The organism is Euzebyales bacterium, from assembly GCA_035461305.1.
Taxonomy (GTDB): domain Bacteria; phylum Actinomycetota; class Nitriliruptoria; order Euzebyales; family JAHELV01; genus JAHELV01.
The window spans coordinates 1-16,576 of the sequence record DATHVN010000203.1; the positions used below are offsets into that span (position 1 = coordinate 1).

Below are 16,576 nucleotides of genomic sequence, written 5' to 3' on the forward strand. Positions count from 1 at the left end.
GTACTCGAGGTGGTCGGCGTCCCAGGGGGACATCGCCGAGCCCCAGTGCATGCTGTCCTGGAACCAGAACTGGTTCTCGTCGTGCTCCCGCCGGCCGTCGCTGAACAGCACCGAGTACTTGTACAGCTCCTCCCACCCCTGCGCCCCCTCAGGTGTCTCGAGCTCGAACGGGTTCGGGAATCGGCTCTCTGTCATCACAGTCTCTCTCCTTGATCCTCGTGGACGCAGGCCCGCACCGGTGGTGCGTCGACGGCTCACGGCTCGGTCGCGTGGGTCGGGGAGATGAGGGTCGACACGATCGACCTCATCGGGTCATAGGCCTCGGTGGTGATCGATCGCTTCGGCCTGCGCGACCAGACCGTCTCGGGGCGGGCCTGCAGCATGATGACGTTGTCGCCCTCCGGCAGGTGCCGGTCGATGGCCCATTCGATGTCCTGCGGCCGCCCGTAGTGCCGCTCGGCGCGCCGTGCCATCGCCGCCACCGCGCAGATCTCCTCGTCGGTGATGCACTGCGCGTCCCGGCGTGCTTCGTCGACGTCGCACTTCACGACCCCCTCGCCGTCGAGGCGGTACTCGATCGCCTTCGCCGAGATGATCCGGTCGACGACGGTGCGCAGGACCTTGTCGACCAGGAAGCTGTCAGGGGTCACCTCGCCACCCACGACCGCCTCGCCAAAGCCCCACGAGGCATCGATCGCGACCTGCGACCGGTCGCCGTTGCGGGGGTTCAGCGTGAACGCGACGCCTGCACACCGGGGGTTGACCATCTTCTGGACGCCGACCGACATCGAGATCACCTCGTGGTCGTGGCCCATCTCGTGACGGTAGGCGATCGCGCGGTCGGTGAACACCGACGACCAGCACCGGCGGACGTGGTCGACGACCGCGTCGGCCCCCGTGACCCACAGGTAGGTGTCCTGCTGGCCCGCGAAGCTCGCGTCGGGGAGGTCCTCCGCGGTCGCGCTGGAACGTACGGCCACGGGCACGGCGTCGAGCCCGCAGCGTCGTGACAGGTCGGCATAGCAGGCCCGGATCGAGCGCTCGACGTCGGCCGGCAGGTCCACGTCGTCGATCAGGCCGCGCACGGTCGCGGAGACCCGCCGGAGTCGGGCCGGGTCGGAGAAGTCGACCTCCGCCAGGGCCGCCTCGATCGCCGCCCGCAGGTCGTCGTGGGTACGCAGGAGGTCGTAGGCGTCGGTCGTGACCGCGAACCCGGGCGGCACCGGCAGGCCGGCGCCGGTCATCGTTCCCAGGCTGGCGTTCTTGCCGCCGACGCGGCAGCGGTCCCGCGCCTCGTCGTAGTCGTCGAACCAGACGATGTAGTCAGACATGGCGCGGGCGTGGGCGCCGGGTGCCGTGACGGCCCGAGGCGTCCGCCAGTCGTGCTCGCTCACGGTCGGCCAGCTTCTGCACACCGATCACCCTCCTGTGGTGCGGTCCGTGGTCACATCGGGGCTCCGGACGCGGTCCCTGGGGGCGTCCACTGCTCATCGAGCTGCCACGTGGGCAGTGCCTCGATCTCTGGGACGTGCATCTCCTGGACGCGGTTGCGGTAGCTCACGAGCGCCTCGGTGCCGCCCTCGAACACCTTCACGCGTACGTGCTCGGTGTTGTACGGCTCGCCCGGGTCGTAGCCGAGCGCGGCGATCGCGAACGCCCGGATCGGGCCCGAGTGGGTGGTGACCACCAGGCGCGCGCCACTGAACTCGGCGGCGAGCCGGTGGATGCCGGTCCAGAACCGCCGAACCGCCATCGCGGGCGGCTCGAAGTGGAACATCGGGATGGTCAGCCAGTGCTGGATGGGGTCGCCGCCTCCCTGCTGGGTCCGCCAGAAGCGGTCGATCTCGACAAGCCACATCGGGCGGTCACCCAGGGCGGTGCGCTCGAACTCCTCGAGGGTGGCGTAGTACTTGCGGAACGCCGCCGTGACGTCGCGGATCCCCTCGGGGGTGGCCACCCCGAAGTTGCGGAACTCCGGCATCGGCGCCGGCTCGAAGACCTTGACGTCCTTCTCGAACAGCGCAAGGCCGTCGTGGAGGCCGCGCGCCAGGTTCTGCGCCGTCTCACGGGCCCGGCTGGTGTCGGCGTGCCGGACGACCACGGTCTCACCGTCGTCGACCCGCTTGGCGACCGTGTGCCCGTAGGTGTGGGCCTGCCAGTTGCCGAGCGGGGTCAGCCCCGCCTCCGTCGAGTAGCCCTGGGTCTCGGCGTGGCGGACGAGGTACACGTCCGCCAGCAGGCGCTTCCTCGCGGCCGGCGGGGCCGAGATCTCCTTCGTGCGGTTGTCCTCCGACAGCGCCTGCTGCATGCCGAGCCCGGTGCGCTCGTGCAGCGGCGGCAGGGACTGCGTCGGTTGCCCCGACGACCTGCGCTCCCGGAACCGCCGAAGGTACAGCGGAGTCTGCTCGTCGCCGTCCGCCGGTTCACGCGGACCGTCCGCCTTCTGCCGCTCGAGGTAGCGCGACAGGTACAGCGGGGGGTCGACCCGCTCGGTCCTCGGCAGGGGTCGGCGGTCGTCGCTCACGCCCGGGTCCTCACGAGTGCACCGTCAGGAAGCTCTGGTCGACCACACCCTCGTAGTAGAAGACGGCGCGCCCCATCTCCGACTCGGTCCACGTGATCGGCTCGCGATCCGGATCGGCCCAGTACCCACCGGTGTAGACCTCGTTGCGATTGCCGGCCGGATCGAAGAAGTACAGGCCCCACCCGCGCGTGGCACCGTGACGTGTGGGCCCCGCGTCGATCCGGACACCGTGGTAGGCGCAGATGTCCGCCGAGCGCCGTAGGTCGTTCCAGTCGTCGACCCAGAAGGCGACGTGGTGGAACGCGCCGTTCGGTCCCGTCACGAACGCGATGTCGTGGGCGGTGTGGGTCCGCTCGAGAAACGTGATGAGCTGGTGGCCATCGTCGGCGAGGATCTGTTCCGTGAGGCGGAAGCCGAGCACGTCGGTGAAGAACGCCGTGATGCCGTCGACGTCCTCGCACATCAGGAACGCGTGGTCGATGCGGGGTGGGTGCATGCCCGGCAGCCCCTGCGGCTCGGGTGGCGGGTTGTGCAGGGGCAGGGCGTTGCCGACCTGTTCCATGCCGTGCACGAGGTCGACGGTGTGGGCGCCCGCGGTGGTGAAGCGCACGGTCGTGCCCGAGCCCGGTCCCAACTCGCCTGCCGCGAAGTGCTTCGTCGCGATGCCGGCCTGCTCCACCCGCTCGGCGAGCTCGTCGAGGTCCGCGGCGTCCTGGACCTTGAAGCCCAGCGTCTCGAGGCCGTAGGTCGGTGCGTACCGCAGGATCACCGAGTGGTGCTGCTGTTCGTCCCAGCCCTTGAGGAACACCCTGTCGTGCTCCCGGGCCGTCTCGATGAGCCCGACCACCTCGGTGTAGTAGGCGGTGGACAGCTCCAGGTCGGGCACCCGCAGCTCGACGTGTGACAGCCTCAGGATCCCCATGGCGCCCTCCCGCGTCCGTGCCGCCTGCCGCGCATCAGGTGTGCACCGTCACGAACCGCTCGTTGATCTCGCCCTCGTAGTAGAAGACAGCGCGCCCGATGTTGTCCTCGGTCCACGTGATCGTCGGGAAGTCGGGATCGGGTCGGTACCCGCCGGTGAAGACCTCGTTGCGGGTTCCCATGGGGTCGAAGAAGTAGATGGTGTTGCCGCGTGTCACGCCGTGACGCGTCGGGCCGACGTCGACCTGGATGGCGTTGTACGCCAGGATGTCGGCGGCGGCGCGAACGTGGTCCCAGTCGTCGAGCCAGAACGCGAAGTGGTGCAGCGCACCGTTCGGTCCGTTGACGACGGCGAGGTCGTGGGGCGAGTGGGACCGCTCCAGCCACACGCCGATCTGATGGCCGTCGCCGCCGAGCAGCTGCTCGGTCAGCCGGAAGCCGAGGACGTCCATGTAGAACCTCGTCGCCTCCCCGACCTCCTCGGCGTTGATCAGCAGGTGGTCCATTCGGGGCGGTGCGATGCCCTGGAGGCCCTCGGGGAGGATGTTGGGGTTGAGCTTGCCGATGCGGCTGCCGACACGGTCGACGTCGTGCACGAGCTCCATCTCGTGGCCCGACGGCGTCTCGAACCGGATCGACTCACCCTGGCCGATCTCCTCGTCCTTCGAGACGCGGTGCACGCGGAAGCCGTAGGCCTCGACGCGCTTCTCGAGCTCGGCAAGGTCGTCGGTGGTCTCGACCTTGAACGCGAACCGGTCGATGCCCACGCGTGGGTCGTAGCGCACGGCCAGCGAGTGGTGGTCCTCCTCGTCCCAGCACTTGAAGAACGTGCGGTCGCCGGTCTGCTCCGTGATCTCCAGCCCCAACACGCCTGTGTAGTATGCGGCGGCGAGGTCGAGGTCGGGGACCGTGATGTCCACGTGGCTCAATCGCAGGATGCCCATGGTCCCGACCGTACTGACGGGCCCGGTCGCAGCGGTCGAACGTCCCGGCATGCGGGATGGGTTTCCTCCCGTCGCCGGTTATCGCGATCGCACAAGGCCGTATCGGCGCCGATTTGCGTCCCGTATGCCGGGACGGTATCGCCGCGGCCGTCCCTCCGACCCCTAGCCTGCGAACCGTGACGACTCCTGATGACATGCGCGCGGCGATGGCCGACTACATCCGCACGGTCCACCAGGCGTACCTGTCGCAGAGCGCCGGTCAGCCGCCAGCCGTCCGGGGGCGGCTGCCGCTGCTTGCTGGGCCGTTCACGGTGATCGCGGCGGGGGTGCGCAACCTGCACGTGGTCGCCACGACCGAGCCGCTCCCTCCGCCGTCGGGTCCGGAGGTCGCGCTGCCGGACCGGCTCGGCGAGCTGTCCTGGACCGTCCGCTTCTACGACCCGGTCGTGCTGCCGCCGCTGGGCATGATCGACGAGTCGACCGGGCCGGCGAGTGCGCAGGTGCGACGCACGCTCGGCGTGTCGACCTACCTGTACCACCTGATCGTCCAGCCCGGCAGCGAGCTGACCGGGCACCACGCCGGCCACGCCGGGGCGGGCCTGGCGATGAGCCACGTCGCCGAGGCCCGCGACTTCGAGGCCATCCGCGTCCGGGCGCGTGGCCGTGAGCCGCTCGTGGACGAGATGGAGGGCGCCGCGCTTGCCGGCCTCGTCCGTGCACAGGCCCTGCTGGCCCGCGAGATCGCGCCGGCCGACGACACCGTGGCCGCGCTGGTGGCCGGCGGCACGCCCGAGCCGTCGGCTGTGCGACGGGCTGTCCTGGCCGCCGTCCGTCGCGACGCGGCGCCGGGTGCCGCCGAGCCGGCTGGCGGCGATCTGCCGGGATGAACGAGCCCGAGCTGCTGTCGTCGGTCCGCAACGGCGCGCGGGTGCTCAAGGCGTTCACGTCCCGCCAGCGCTCGTTCGGCGTGTCGGAGCTGGCCCGCAAGCTCGACCTGTCGAAGTCCACGGCCCACCGGCTGCTCGTGACGCTCGCGGCGGAGCACCTCGTGGAGCAGGACGCCGAGACCGGGCGCTACAAGCTCGGGCTCGCCGTCTACGACCTGATCGCCGCGACGTCGGCGGGCTTCGACCTGACCGAGGCGGTGCTCCCGCCGATGACCCTGCTGCGCACGCGCTCCGGAGCGACGGTCCACGTCGCCGTGCTGGACGGACGTGAGGTCGTCTACGTCGAACGCCTCGACAGCCCGCACTCACTGCGCATGTTCCTCGACGTGGGGCGCCGGAACTGGGCGCACAGCACCGCGACCGGCAAGGTGCTGCTCGCGCACCTGTCCGAGCCCGACCTGTCGAGGGTGTTGCGGGGGTGGGAGCTGGTCGCGCGCACCCCGCAGACGATCACCGACCCTGACCTGCTCCGCAAGGAGCTGCTGACGGTCCGTGACCTGGGATACGCCCAGAACCTCGAGGAGTCCGAGGTCGGTGCCATCAGCGTGGCCGCGCCAATCCGCGACGCCAGCGCGACGGTGGTCGCGGCCATGAGTGTGGTCGGCCCGACCAGCCGCATGCGCCCGGAGATGCACAGGGTCACCCACGCGGTGATGGAGGCCGCCGCCGTCGCGTCGCGTCGGCTCGGCCACCGATCGAGAGGATCGCAGCAGTGACCATCCACGAGGACCTGGCCGAGGCGCTGCACGTCGCGCTGCGTGACCGCGCGCCCATCGATCCGATCGCCCCGGCCCATCCCGACCTGGGGGTCGACGACGCGTATCACATCCAGCAGGGGCTCGCCAGGCGCATCGTCGACGGCGACGGCGGAGGCACCGTCGGCTACAAGCTGGGCCTCACGTCGAAGCCCATGCAGGAGATGCTCGGCGTCGACGTGCCCGACTACGCCCCCGTGCTGTCGTCGATGGTGTACTCCGACGGCCACGCGGTGGAGCTCGAGCACTACATCCAGCCCCGGGTCGAGGCGGAGATCGCGCTGGTCCTGGACCGTCCCGTCCGGGGCCCGGGTGTGACGGCGATGCACGCGTGGCGTGCGATCGCGGGCGCCGTCGCGGCGATCGAGATGGTCGACAGCCGCATCCGCGACTGGAAGATCGGGCTCGTCGACACGATCGCCGACCTCGCCAGCTCGGGCGCGACGATCCTGGGGTCGCGCGTCGTGTCGCTGGAGGGCTGGGACCCCCGTCTGGTCGGGATGGTGATCACGCGCAACGGCGCGGTCGAGGGCAGTGGCGCCGGCGCGGCCGCGCTCGGCGACCCGGTCGGGGCGGTCGCGTGGCTGGCCAACACGTTGGCGGCCCACGACGTCACGCTCGAAGCGGGTTGGTTCATCATGACCGGCTCGCTGCACCGGGCGTTCCCGGTCGCGCCCGGCGACGTGATCCGCGCGGACTTCGACCGCCTCGGCCCGGTCACGGCGCGGTTCGTGTGACCGCGACAGGAGGTAGGAAGATGCGCTGTGCGATCGTCGGGTCGGGGAACATCGGCACGGATCTGATGTACAAGCTGCTGCGGTCGCAGCACCTCGACGTCACCGCCGTGGTCGGGATCGACCCCGACTCCGAAGGCCTGGCCAAGGCCCGTGCCGCGGGCCTCGACGCCACCGACGAGGGACCGGACTGGCTGCTGGACCGCGCCGACCGGTTCGACGTGGTCTTCGAGGCCACGTCCGCCTGGGTCCATCGCCGGAACGGCCCACGCTACGAGGAGGCGGGGCTGCGGGCGGTCGACCTCACGCCGGCCAGGCTGGGTCCGCTGGTCGTGCCACCGGTCAACGGCGGAGCCCACATCGACGCGGCCAACGTCAACCTCATCACCTGCGGCGGTCAGGCGACCGCGCCGATCGTCCACGCCGTGGCGTCGGTGGCGCAGGTGCCCTACGCGGAGATCGTCTCGGCGGTCGCGTCGCGTTCCGCCGGCACCGGCACCCGTCAGAACATCGACGAGTTCACCCACACCACGTCGGACTCGCTGGTCACCGTCGCCGGCGCCGCCCACGGCAAGGCCATCATGATCCTCAACCCCGCCGAGCCGCCGGTCCTGATGCGCAACACCGTGTTCTGTGCGCTGGGCGAGGGCTACGACGAGGATGCGGTGGCCGCGTCGATCCTGGCGATGGCCGACCGGGTGGCGTCGTACGTGCCCGGGTACAGGCTCAAGGCCGAGCCCGTGTTCGAGACCGACGTGTTCGGCACGCCGGGCGGTGTCGTCCCCGCCCGGGTCGTGGTGCTGCTCGAGGTCGAGGGGGCGGGCGACCACTTCCCGCCCTACGCTGGCAACCTCGACATCATGACCGCGTCGGCGGTGCGGGTCGGCGAGACGTTGGCCACCGCGGCGATGACGGCACGTGCCGCAAGTAGCGGCAGCGGTAGGCACACATCATGACGGGCGGCGACACGGCGCCAGGCTCCGCGCCGCGCTTCCGACTGACCGACTCCACCCTGCGCGACGGCTCGCACGCTGTCAGCCACCAGTTCACGACCGAACAGGTCAGGACCGTCGTCGCCGCGCTTGACGCCGCCGGTGTGCCGGTGATCGAGGTCACCCACGGCGACGGGATGGGCGGGTCGTCGTTCAACTACGGCTTCAGCCACACCCCCGAGACCGATCTGCTGAAGGTGGCGGTCGAGACCGCGACGCGCGCCCGCATCGCCGTGCTGTTCGTACCTGGCATCGGCGTCAAGGACGACCTGCGCGAGGCCGCCGACCTCGGAGTCTCGGTGGCGCGCGTCGCCACCCACTGCACCGAGGCCGACATCGCCGAGCAGCACGTCGCGCTGACGAAGGACCTGGGGATGGAGGCTGTCGGCTTCCTGATGATGGCGCACATGATCGAGCCCGCAGCCCTCGCCGAGCAGGCGCGGCTGATGGCGTCGTACGGCGCCGACTGCGTCTACGTGGTCGACTCGGCCGGGGCCATGACGATTGACGACGCCAGGCGGCGGGTCGCCGCGCTCAAGGCCGCGGTCGACATCGACGTCGGTATCCACGCGCACAACAACCTGTCGCTGGCCGTGGCCAACTCGCTGGCCGCGCTCGACGAGGGCGCCGATCAGATCGACGGCTGCACGACCGGGCTCGGCGCCGGTGCGGGCAACTGCCCCACCGAGGTGCTCGTGGCGACCTGCGCAAAGTCCGGCATCGAGACCGGCGTCGACCCGTTCGCCATGATGGACGCGGCGCAGGACGCCGTGCGGCCGATCCGCCCCGACCAGGGCGTGATCGACCGCGACGGCCTGTTGCTGGGCTACGCCGGCGTGTACGGCTCGTTCCTGCTGCACGCCAGGAAGGCCTCCCAGCGCTACGGCGTCGCGACCAGGGACATCCTGCTGGAGCTGGGCCGTCGCGGGATGGTCGGTGGACAGGAGGACATGATCATCGACGTGGCCCTCCAGCTCGCGCGCGGAGAGGAGACATGAGCGACCTGCCGAAGCGGCTGGCAGAGGCGGTCCGCACGCGCACGGCCATCGCGCCCGAGGCCGGCGCCCTGACCCTCGAGGAGGCCTACGACCTGCAGGACGAGCTGATCGATCTGCTGGGCCTGCCCGTAAAGGCGGCGAAGCTCGGCCTCACCAGCCTCGCCAAGCAGCGGCAGATGCACGTCGACGAGCCCGCGTACGGCTGGCTCCTGCAGGGGACGCAGGTCGACGTCGGCACGGCACTGTCGTGCGGTGCGCTGATCCAGCCCCGCGCCGAGCCGGAGATCGCGTTCAGGATCGCGCGTGACCTGGCTGGGCGGGCAGTGACGGCGACGCAGGTCCTGGCGGCAACCGATGCCGTGCTGCCGGCGATCGACGTCCTGGACAGCCGGTACGCCGGCTATGAGTTCACGCTGCCGGCGGTCGTCGCCGACAACATCTCGTCGGCGCGCTATGCCCTCGGTGCGCCGGCTCCGGTTGCCGGACTGGACCTGCGGGTGCTCGGCTGCGTCTTCGAGCGCAACGGTGAGCTCGTCGACACCGCGGCGGGTGCGGCGGTCCTGGATCACCCGGCCGCTGCCGTGGCGTGGTTCGTGCGGTCGCTGCACGGGCGCGGCCGGGGCCTGGCCGCCGGGACGGTGGTGCTGGCCGGCGCCTTGACGGCGGCGGTCCCGGTGGGGCCGGGCGACGTGGTGCGCGCGACGTTCGACAGGATCGGCGCGGTCGAGCTGCGTTGCGGGGCGTGAGCAGGTGACCGCGACCGCATCCGTGGACGTGGCGGACCTGGCCCGCGAGCTGCACGCCGCCCGCACCGCCCGCCGCCCGGTCGCGACGCTCACGTCACGCTGGCCGGCGCTCGACGAGGGTGACGCCTATGCCGTGCAGGCCCGTGGCATTGCCCTGCGCGAGGCGGACGGCGAAGTGCTGGTCGGCGGCAAGCTGGGGTTCACGAGCGAGGCGATGCGGCGGGCGATGGGCGTGGAGCACCCCAACCACGGTTGGCTCACCGACGCGATGTGGGTCGACGGCGGCGTCGCCGACCTGGCGCGGTACATCCACCCCAAGGTCGAGCCGGAGATCGCGTTCCTGCTGGCGGATGAGCTCGCGGCGCCGGTGTCGGCCGCCGATGTGCGTTGGGCGACCGCTGCGGTCATGGCTTGCCTGGAGATCGTGGATTCGCGCTACGTCGGCTTCCGGTTCGGGCCGCTGGACAACATCGCAGACAACAGCTCCGCTGGCGGCGTGGTGCTCGGTGATCCGGTTGCACCCGACACCGTCGATCTGAGACTGGCCGGCGTGGTCGTCTCAGTCGGCGGTGTCGTGACGTCCACCGCCGCGGGCGCCGCCGCCCACGGTGATCCCGCGGCCGCCGTGGCATGGATGGTCAACACCTGCGGGCGGACGCTGCCGGCCGGTGCCGTGGTCATCTCGGGCGGGCTCACGGCACCGGTCGATCTGCGGCCGGGCATCGTGGTGACGGCGGAGTTCGACAGGATCGGACCGGTGACGGTCCGCGCGACGTGAGGAGCAGACATGCCGTTGGTGTCGATCAACATCATGGAGGGACGTCCGCCCGAGAGGATCGAGAAGATGATCGTCGCGGTGTCCGAGGCGATCGCCGACTCGCTCGAGGCGCCGATCGCCAGCGTCCGGATCATGGTCAACGAGATGCACGAGCACCAGTACGGCGTGGGCGGCAAGCCGTGGCGTGTGGTCCGGGAGGAACGGGCGCGGGCCGCCACGCGGGACGCCGGGTGACGGCGGTGCGCTGCGCCGCCGACATGGCATGACGGTGCGGCCCGACGTGCGTGTCAGTGCGGGTCGCGTCGAGGACGTCCCGATCGACCGCTGCGTCGCGGTCGCCGACGGTCGCGCCGTCGTCGTCCGCGTTGGTGACGACGTCGTCGCCTTCCCCAACCGCTGCCTCCACCAGGCGTCGGCGCTCGCCGGCGGCCGCGTGCTGTCGGGGCGCCTGATCTGCCCCATGCACTTCTGGCGCTACCACCTGCCGGACGGCGAGCACGTCGGTGGTCAGGGCCGGTTGGTGTCCTACGACGTCGAGGTGGTCGACGGTGAGGTCTTCGTCGACGTGCCCGCGCCCGCGCCTCCGAGGTCGATGCGCGAGATCATGCTGGCGCACGCCCGTGACTGGACCCGCGACGCGGACCGGCCGCGGGACGGCGGCGCATCGTGAGCCGTGGTCTGGGACATGGGTGGGATCGACGCCAGCCGGTGGCTGGGACCACGGTGGTGGACGTCGTGGCCGGAGCGCGGCCTGTTCGACGTGATCGTCGACGGATCGGCCTTCACCCGCACTGGTTCGACATCACCGCACCCGCAGGGGTGACCATGCGACTGTGAGCGAGGATCGGGCTGTGAGACCTACGATCGACCAGGAGGTCATCAGCATGGACGGCGCCGGGCGGGTCATCGACGCCGGCGTTCGCGAGGCGGGCGCGCTCGGCGCGGCGGTCGTCATCACGGTGGTGGACCTGGGAGGCGACCAGGTCGCGATGGCGCGGATGGACGGCTCGCCGCTGCTGTCGCGCGGCGTCGCCGCCGACAAGGCGTGGACCGCGGTCGCCTTCGGGCAGTCGACCCGGTGGTGGGCGGGGCTGCTCGTCGAAGAGCCCGAGCTGGCCGCGCTGGGGAGGAACAACCGGCTGCTCCCGCTCGGTGGTGGCGTGCCCGTGGTCGTCGACGGCTCGGTGGTCGGCCGGGTCGGCGTCAGCGGCGCGACGGCCGAGCAGGACCACCGCATCGCCGCGGCCGCGGCGGCGGCCGTCACGGCATCGTCCCTGACAGCCGCGAGGATGCGCGCGACGATCCTGGGCTACTTCGCCGCCTGCAACGACGGCGACGCCGCCGGCATCGCGGCGCACTGCGCCGCCGACGCCGTCCACTACTTCCCGCCGGACATGTACGACGGTCCGTTCGTCGGCGGCGCGACCATCGGACGCAGGTGGGCCGAGGCGGTCGCCACGATCGGGTCGGTGTGGACCGTCGACACCGTGCTGTGCGATCCCACCTCGGCCACCGCGGTCGCCGAGTGGACGCACGTCAAGACGTTCCAGCAGACCGTGCTCCGTGGCGACGAGTGGTACCACTTCGATCCGGACAGCGGCCTGCTCGCCGAGATCCGCGCCTACTATGCGTCGCCGCAGGACCGCACGCGCGCACGCCTGGAACTGGGCGGCTTCGACTACGCGGCCCGCGGCTCCGCGATGGAGCCGCCGTTCGGACGGAGCCAGGGATGAGAGCCGGCACCGGGCGCATCCCGACGACGCACGTCGGCAGCCTCGCCCGTCCGCGGCCGTTGCTGGAGACGATGCGGGAGAAGGAGCACCGCCGGCCCTACGACGCGGCGCTGTTCGCCGAGCAGGTCCGCGACGCCGTCCGCGACCGCGTGCGGCGTCAGGTCGAGGTCGGCCTCGACGTTGTCACCGACAGCGAGCAGGGCACGGCCAGCCTCTTCACCTACGTCGTCGAGCAGCTCGACGGCTTCTCCGCCGACGACGGCGAGACGGTGCTATCGCCGTCGTGGCGGCGCGAGACGGAGGCGTTCCCCGACGTCTACGATCGCTACTTCGACAAGGACACCGAGACTGGTGTGCCGCTGGCGGCGGTCACGTGCACCGGTCCCGTCACCTATCGCGGCCACGACGCCGTCGCGGCCGACATCGCGAACCTGCGGATCGCGCTCGCCGACATCGGCGGCGGGGTGACCGAGGCGTTCATCCCGCCGACGAGCCCCCGTGGCTTCGGCATCAACCGGCACTACGACTCGGAGACTGCGTACCTCGACGCCGTCGCCGAGGCGCTGCGCGAGGAGTACCTGGCGATCGTCGACGCAGGGTTCCTGCTGCAGATCGACGACCCGTGGCTGATCGAGATCCTGACGGGCGCCCCCGGCTCCGACCCTGACGACCGCGTGCGCACGGCCGGCGAGCACATCGACAACGTCAGCCACGCGCTGCGGGGCATCCCCGCCGACCGCATCCGTCTGCACACCTGCTACGGCCTGAACGCCGGTCCGCGGATCCACGACCTCGACATGGCGGAGGTCGCGTCCCACATGCTGCGGAGCAACGCGGGGGCGTACTCGTTCGAGGTCGCCAACCCCCGCCACTGGCACGAGTGGAAGATCTGGGCCGACCTCGACCTGCCGGACGACAAGCTACTGATCCGTGGGTTCCTCGGGCACGCCACGCCGGACGTCGAGCGCCCCGAGCTGATCGCCGACGGAACCATCAACTACGCCGGTCTGGTCGGCCGCGAACAGGTGATCGCCGGCGCCGACTGCGGCTTCTCGTCCCGCGCCACGTGCGCGCGCGAGATCCCCGTCCAGGTCACGTGGGAGACGTTCCGTGCACTGGTCGAGGGCGCGCGGCTGGCCAGCGCGCGGCGGTGGCGGTGAGCGATCGCGCGGTCGTGGTGGGTGCCACCGGAACGGTGGGCTCGGCGCTCGTGCGCCGGCTCGTCGAACGCGGCCTGATCGTGGTCGCCGTCGCCAGATCCGCCGATGCGCTGACCGCGCTGGCGGCGGGCAGCAGCCGGGTCGTGCCGTGCGTCGCCGACATCGCCGACAACGCCGCGGTCGCGCGCATCGGCGACGCGATCGACGGGCCGGTGAGACTGGCCGTGTTCGCCGCCGGCCTGCCGGTCCGCGGGTCGGTGGCGACGATCGATCCCGACCTGCTCGCCGTCGGCGCGAACGTCAAGATCGGCGGGGTCGTCCGGCTCTTCCGGGCGGTGCGCGACCACCTCACCGCGGGGTCGCGCTTCGCGGCGTTCGCGGGCACGCTCGGCCTGGAGCCCGGCGCGAGCGAGGCTGGACCGGGGGTCGTCAACGCCGGGCTGTTCAACGTCATGAAGCAGCTCGCGCTGACGTGTGGCGCCAGTGGCGTCACGGTGCACACCCTCGCACCGGGACCGATGGACACACCCCGTCTGCGGCGGATCGCCGCGACCGTCGCCGCGGAGCGCGGCGTGCCGTTCGACGAGGTCTGGGGCGAGTACAGCGCGCGGACGTCGCTGGGCCGCCTGCCCACCGTCGACGAGGTCGTGTGGGCCGTCGAGCTCCTGCTCGCACCGCAGGCCGACATCCTGCACGGGACCGTGCTGCACCTCGATGCCGGCGGGCTGCGCGGCATCGGCTGACGCCGGCGATCCCGCCGGCCGGTGACGCTCAGCTCGCAGGCGCCAGGGCGGCCCACACCGCCAGGTGGTCGCTGCCCGGGATCACGAGGGTGTCCGCGTCGAGGACGTCGAAGCCGCGGGCCTGCACGTGGTCGAGGTGGAACCACGGCGACAGCAGCGACAGCCCGGGGATGCGTGGCCACTTCGCATGCCTGCCGCGGCCGACCTCCCGGTGGGCGTCGACCATGCCCGCGTCGCCCAGCCGCCGCAGAACCGGGTGGTCCAGCGTCGCGTTGAAGTCCCCCGCGAGCACGACCGGCACGTCCCGTGGCACCGACGCCGCCCACGCCGCGAGGCCGGCCAGCTCACCGTGCCACGCGCGGGCCGGACCGGGGACCGGCACGACCGGGTGGACCGCCGCGACGACGACGTCGCCGGACGGCGTCTTGACGGTCGCGAGCTCCGAGCCGTAGCTGATCGGCGGCAGCGGCGCGACGTCGGGGTCGTGCACCGGATGGCGGCTGAAGATCATGGCGGTGCCCGAACCGGGCTCGGGCGAGCCCACCATGTGGGGCAGCAGATCGGCGATGCCCGCGTCGAGCAGCGCAGCGCGCATCTCGACCGTCACCTCGACGAGCAGCAGGTCGACGTCCCGCGCGCGGGCGCGGTCGACGAGCGCCGCGGGATCGCCGCGCCCGTACTGCAGGTTGCACGAGAGCACGGCCAGCGGGTCACCACCATCGCGAACGACGGTCGGACGCCGCCGCGTGACCCACGGGACGAGCAGCCCGCCGTGCACCGCTCCCAGCACCGCCGCCACCGCGGCCAACCGCCACCGGCGGGTCAGCGCGGCGCCAGCGCACTGCTGCGCTGGGACACGTCGCTGCGGTCTCGCTCGTCGACCGGGGCGCTCACGGCGGACGATGCTTTCGGGCACTCCCCGCCGCCACCGGGTCGGCGCCACTCATCGCGCGGCCGGGCGCCAGCGACGCCCAGACGGTCGTGGTCGCTGCCGGGGATCGCCACGCTTCCCGCAGCGGCGACGCCGAAGCCACGCGACAAGAGGTGATCGAGGTGCAGCAGCGGGACCAGCGGCACGCCGAACCGCCCGCTGCGCGGCCATGTGGCGACCGGGCCGCGCCCGAGCTGACGGTGGGCGTCGCGCAGCCCGGCGTCAGCGAAGCGCCGCAGCACGGGGTGGGCCTCCGTCGCGTTGAGGTCCCCGGCGACGACGAGGCGGACGTCGGGTCCGACGTCTGCCGCCAAGACGCCAACGCGGCCAGCTCGCTGTGCCACCGCTCGGTGTCACCCGGCCAGGGCGGTACCGGGTGTGCCGCGACCACCAGTGCTTTGCCGCCAGGTGCGTCGACCACAGCCGCCGGCGTGGCGAACGTCATGGTGGGGACCGGTGGCACCGCGTCGGTCGCGACCGGGTGGCGGCTCAGGATCATGCCACCGCCCGGGCCCTCGCGTGCCTGGTCGACGACATGGGGTAGGTCGGCGGTGATGCCGGCCGCGCCCAGCGCATCACGTGCGTCAGGCGTGACCTCGCTCAGCGCGAGCACGTCGACGTCCCGTCGCCGCACCGCGGAGACGACCGTGGCGGGATCGCCGCGACCGTACTGCAGGTTGCCTGCCATGACGACCAGCGCGTCGTGGGCGGGCGCGACGGCGCGGTCACCCGCGACCCACGGCACGAGCGTCGCGAGCTGCACGATCGCGAGGCCGCCGGCGGCCAGGGCGACCACCCGGTGCCCGGCCCACAGCGCCAGCAGCACCAGGCCCGCGGACGCGGGGACCAGCAACGCTTCGAAGGCCTGGATCGCGGGCAGCATCCGCGGGGTCGTCGCGTCGATCCAGCGAGTGACGAGTGCGAACGCGAGCAACGCGAGGAGCGCGATCAGCTCCCACAGCACCCACCTGCGGGCCCGACTCGGTGTCGGATCCGGGTCGGGTGGGTCGCCGGCCCGACGGGCCGGGGAATCGGTGACGAGCACGTGCGAGTGGTCATCCGGTGTCATCCCAGCGAGGGTAGGGATGGCGCATCCGACGTCACACCCGTCGGGGGTCTGTCGTCTGCGCGTCAGGTGTGCCGGGCCTCCTGGGTTGACGCATGTGCTGACCGGCCGGGTGGCGCGGTCCGGATCGTGGACGGGGTCGACGGTGTCAGCCTGGGCGGCGATGGCGGACGAGCACGACCCGGCTGCGACAGACGTCCGACGCGGCTCGGGGTTCCGAGGCGACGCCGCCCGCTGGCGCCGGGCACGGCTCCCGATCGTCGAGGCGATCGACCGGAGCGGGATGTTCCTCGACGTCGGTTGCGCGAACGGGCTGCTGATGGAGAGCATGGCCGTCTGGGCGGCCGAGGACGGTCACGCAGTCGAGCCGTCCGGGCTCGAGCGTTCCCACCAGTTGGCCGAGCTGGCCAGGAGGCGCCTGCCCGCATGGGCGGGACGCATCCACGTCGGCGACGTGCTGGCGTGGGACCCGCCGCACCGCGAGACCTCGTGCGGACGGAGCTGGTGTACGCGGCGGATCCGGCCGCGCCGATCGACCGGTGCCTCCGCGTCCTCGTCGCTCGCCGCGGCAGGCTGATCGTCTGCATCTACGGCACCCGAGCCT

The 16,576-nt window shown here is 71.9% G+C and carries 21 protein-coding genes; 14 read left to right on the forward strand and 7 right to left on the reverse strand.

The genetic code is table 11. The annotated features are described in order from the left end of the window. The 5 genes from VK923_18440 to VK923_18460 form a co-directional block, all read right to left on the reverse strand. A partial coding sequence (locus VK923_18440) for a hypothetical protein (protein HSJ46662.1) occupies positions 1 to 195 on the reverse strand: 195 nt, incomplete at its 3' end. 59 nt (positions 196 to 254) lie between these two features. Further along, positions 255 to 1,394 (reverse strand): PEP/pyruvate-binding domain-containing protein, encoded by a 1,140-nt coding sequence (locus VK923_18445; GenBank protein HSJ46663.1) that lies wholly within the window; start codon positions 1,392 to 1,394, stop codon positions 255 to 257. A gap of 50 nt (positions 1,395 to 1,444) precedes the next feature. Continuing rightward, on the reverse strand, positions 1,445 to 2,524 hold the full coding sequence (locus VK923_18450) for a histidine phosphatase family protein (protein ID HSJ46664.1): 1,080 nt from the start codon (positions 2,522 to 2,524) through the stop codon (positions 1,445 to 1,447). 10 nt (positions 2,525 to 2,534) lie between these two features. Further along, positions 2,535 to 3,446: a catechol 2,3-dioxygenase gene (locus VK923_18455; protein ID HSJ46665.1), complete on the reverse strand. Its 912-nt coding sequence runs from the start codon at positions 3,444 to 3,446 to the stop codon at positions 2,535 to 2,537. A gap of 34 nt (positions 3,447 to 3,480) precedes the next feature. Then, entirely contained in the window at positions 3,481 to 4,389 is a 909-nt protein-coding gene (locus VK923_18460) for a catechol 2,3-dioxygenase (protein HSJ46666.1), read from the reverse strand. A gap of 176 nt (positions 4,390 to 4,565) precedes the next feature. On the opposite strand from VK923_18460, the gene VK923_18465 reads away from it, so the two are divergent. The 13 genes from VK923_18465 to VK923_18525 are packed head-to-tail and all read left to right on the forward strand — an operon-like array spanning position 4,566 to position 13,975. Beyond that, entirely contained in the window at positions 4,566 to 5,276 is a 711-nt protein-coding gene (locus tag VK923_18465) for a hypothetical protein (GenBank protein HSJ46667.1), read from the forward strand. Then, positions 5,273 to 6,052, forward strand: coding sequence for an IclR family transcriptional regulator (locus VK923_18470; protein HSJ46668.1), 780 nt, complete (start codon positions 5,273 to 5,275; stop codon positions 6,050 to 6,052). Before VK923_18465 ends, VK923_18470 begins: the two co-directional genes overlap by 4 nt. Then, entirely contained in the window at positions 6,049 to 6,828 is a 780-nt protein-coding gene (locus tag VK923_18475) for a fumarylacetoacetate hydrolase family protein (GenBank protein HSJ46669.1), read from the forward strand. The genes VK923_18470 and VK923_18475 overlap by 4 nt, the downstream gene beginning before the upstream one ends. Positions 6,829 to 6,848: 20 nt before the next feature. Further along, complete coding sequence (locus VK923_18480; GenBank protein ID HSJ46670.1) at positions 6,849 to 7,781, forward strand: acetaldehyde dehydrogenase (acetylating); 933 nt, start codon at positions 6,849 to 6,851, stop codon at positions 7,779 to 7,781. Further along, complete coding sequence (dmpG, locus tag VK923_18485; protein ID HSJ46671.1) at positions 7,778 to 8,815, forward strand: 4-hydroxy-2-oxovalerate aldolase; 1,038 nt, start codon at positions 7,778 to 7,780, stop codon at positions 8,813 to 8,815. Before VK923_18480 ends, dmpG begins: the two co-directional genes overlap by 4 nt. Then, positions 8,812 to 9,561, forward strand: a complete 750-nt coding sequence (locus tag VK923_18490) for a fumarylacetoacetate hydrolase family protein (GenBank protein HSJ46672.1) — start codon at positions 8,812 to 8,814, stop codon at positions 9,559 to 9,561. Before dmpG ends, VK923_18490 begins: the two co-directional genes overlap by 4 nt. A 4-nt stretch (positions 9,562 to 9,565) precedes the next feature. After that, the gene (locus VK923_18495) at positions 9,566 to 10,339 is read left to right on the forward strand and encodes a fumarylacetoacetate hydrolase family protein (protein HSJ46673.1); all 774 of its coding nucleotides are present in this window, start codon (positions 9,566 to 9,568) and stop codon (positions 10,337 to 10,339) included. Between the two features lie 9 nt (positions 10,340 to 10,348). Then, on the forward strand, positions 10,349 to 10,573 hold the full coding sequence (locus tag VK923_18500; protein HSJ46674.1) for a tautomerase family protein: 225 nt from the start codon (positions 10,349 to 10,351) through the stop codon (positions 10,571 to 10,573). A gap of 28 nt (positions 10,574 to 10,601) precedes the next feature. After that, positions 10,602 to 11,009: a Rieske 2Fe-2S domain-containing protein gene (locus VK923_18505; protein ID HSJ46675.1), complete on the forward strand. Its 408-nt coding sequence runs from the start codon at positions 10,602 to 10,604 to the stop codon at positions 11,007 to 11,009. 15 nt (positions 11,010 to 11,024) lie between these two features. Beyond that, positions 11,025 to 11,162, forward strand: coding sequence for a hypothetical protein (locus tag VK923_18510; GenBank protein HSJ46676.1), 138 nt, complete (start codon positions 11,025 to 11,027; stop codon positions 11,160 to 11,162). 28 nt (positions 11,163 to 11,190) lie between these two features. Continuing rightward, a complete protein-coding gene (locus VK923_18515) occupies positions 11,191 to 12,072 on the forward strand; it encodes a heme-binding protein (GenBank protein HSJ46677.1) in 882 nt (293 codons plus the stop codon). Then, the gene (locus tag VK923_18520; protein ID HSJ46678.1) at positions 12,069 to 13,232 is read left to right on the forward strand and encodes a hypothetical protein; all 1,164 of its coding nucleotides are present in this window, start codon (positions 12,069 to 12,071) and stop codon (positions 13,230 to 13,232) included. The genes VK923_18515 and VK923_18520 overlap by 4 nt, the downstream gene beginning before the upstream one ends. Continuing rightward, positions 13,229 to 13,975, forward strand: coding sequence for an SDR family oxidoreductase (locus VK923_18525; protein ID HSJ46679.1), 747 nt, complete (start codon positions 13,229 to 13,231; stop codon positions 13,973 to 13,975). Before VK923_18520 ends, VK923_18525 begins: the two co-directional genes overlap by 4 nt. 28 nt (positions 13,976 to 14,003) lie before the next feature. On the opposite strand, the gene VK923_18530 is transcribed toward VK923_18525, so the two are convergent. Continuing rightward, positions 14,004 to 14,774, reverse strand: a complete 771-nt coding sequence (locus VK923_18530; protein ID HSJ46680.1) for an endonuclease/exonuclease/phosphatase family protein — start codon at positions 14,772 to 14,774, stop codon at positions 14,004 to 14,006. A gap of 91 nt (positions 14,775 to 14,865) precedes the next feature. Then, a complete protein-coding gene (locus VK923_18535) occupies positions 14,866 to 15,975 on the reverse strand; it encodes an endonuclease/exonuclease/phosphatase family protein (GenBank protein ID HSJ46681.1) in 1,110 nt (369 codons plus the stop codon). 160 nt (positions 15,976 to 16,135) lie between these two features. Here VK923_18535 and VK923_18540 point away from each other — a divergent pair, with 160 nt between their 5' ends. After that, positions 16,136 to 16,549 carry a hypothetical protein gene (locus VK923_18540; GenBank protein ID HSJ46682.1) on the forward strand — a complete coding sequence of 138 codons (414 nt, stop codon included), beginning with the start codon at positions 16,136 to 16,138 and terminating at the stop codon, positions 16,547 to 16,549. The last annotated feature ends 27 nt before the right edge of the window (positions 16,550 to 16,576 follow it).

Bases quoted from the DNA above. Each gene is read 5' to 3' on its own strand.
- VK923_18455 (HSJ46665.1), bottom strand. From the start codon at position 3,446: ATGGGGATCCTGAGGCTGTCACACGTCGAGCTGCGGGTGCCCGACCTG.
- VK923_18460 (HSJ46666.1), bottom strand. From the start codon at position 4,389: ATGGGCATCCTGCGATTGAGCCACGTGGACATCACGGTCCCCGACCTC.
- VK923_18470 (HSJ46668.1), top strand. From the start codon at position 5,273: ATGAACGAGCCCGAGCTGCTGTCGTCGGTCCGCAACGGCGCGCGGGTG.
- VK923_18480 (HSJ46670.1), top strand. From the start codon at position 6,849: ATGCGCTGTGCGATCGTCGGGTCGGGGAACATCGGCACGGATCTGATG.
- dmpG (HSJ46671.1), top strand. From the start codon at position 7,778: ATGACGGGCGGCGACACGGCGCCAGGCTCCGCGCCGCGCTTCCGACTG.
- VK923_18490 (HSJ46672.1), top strand. From the start codon at position 8,812: ATGAGCGACCTGCCGAAGCGGCTGGCAGAGGCGGTCCGCACGCGCACG.
- VK923_18500 (HSJ46674.1), top strand. From the start codon at position 10,349: ATGCCGTTGGTGTCGATCAACATCATGGAGGGACGTCCGCCCGAGAGG.
- VK923_18505 (HSJ46675.1), top strand. From the start codon at position 10,602: ATGACGGTGCGGCCCGACGTGCGTGTCAGTGCGGGTCGCGTCGAGGAC.
- VK923_18510 (HSJ46676.1), top strand. From the start codon at position 11,025: ATGGGTGGGATCGACGCCAGCCGGTGGCTGGGACCACGGTGGTGGACG.
- VK923_18520 (HSJ46678.1), top strand. From the start codon at position 12,069: ATGAGAGCCGGCACCGGGCGCATCCCGACGACGCACGTCGGCAGCCTC.
- VK923_18535 (HSJ46681.1), bottom strand. From the start codon at position 15,975: ATGACACCGGATGACCACTCGCACGTGCTCGTCACCGATTCCCCGGCC.
- VK923_18540 (HSJ46682.1), top strand. From the start codon at position 16,136: ATGGCGGACGAGCACGACCCGGCTGCGACAGACGTCCGACGCGGCTCG.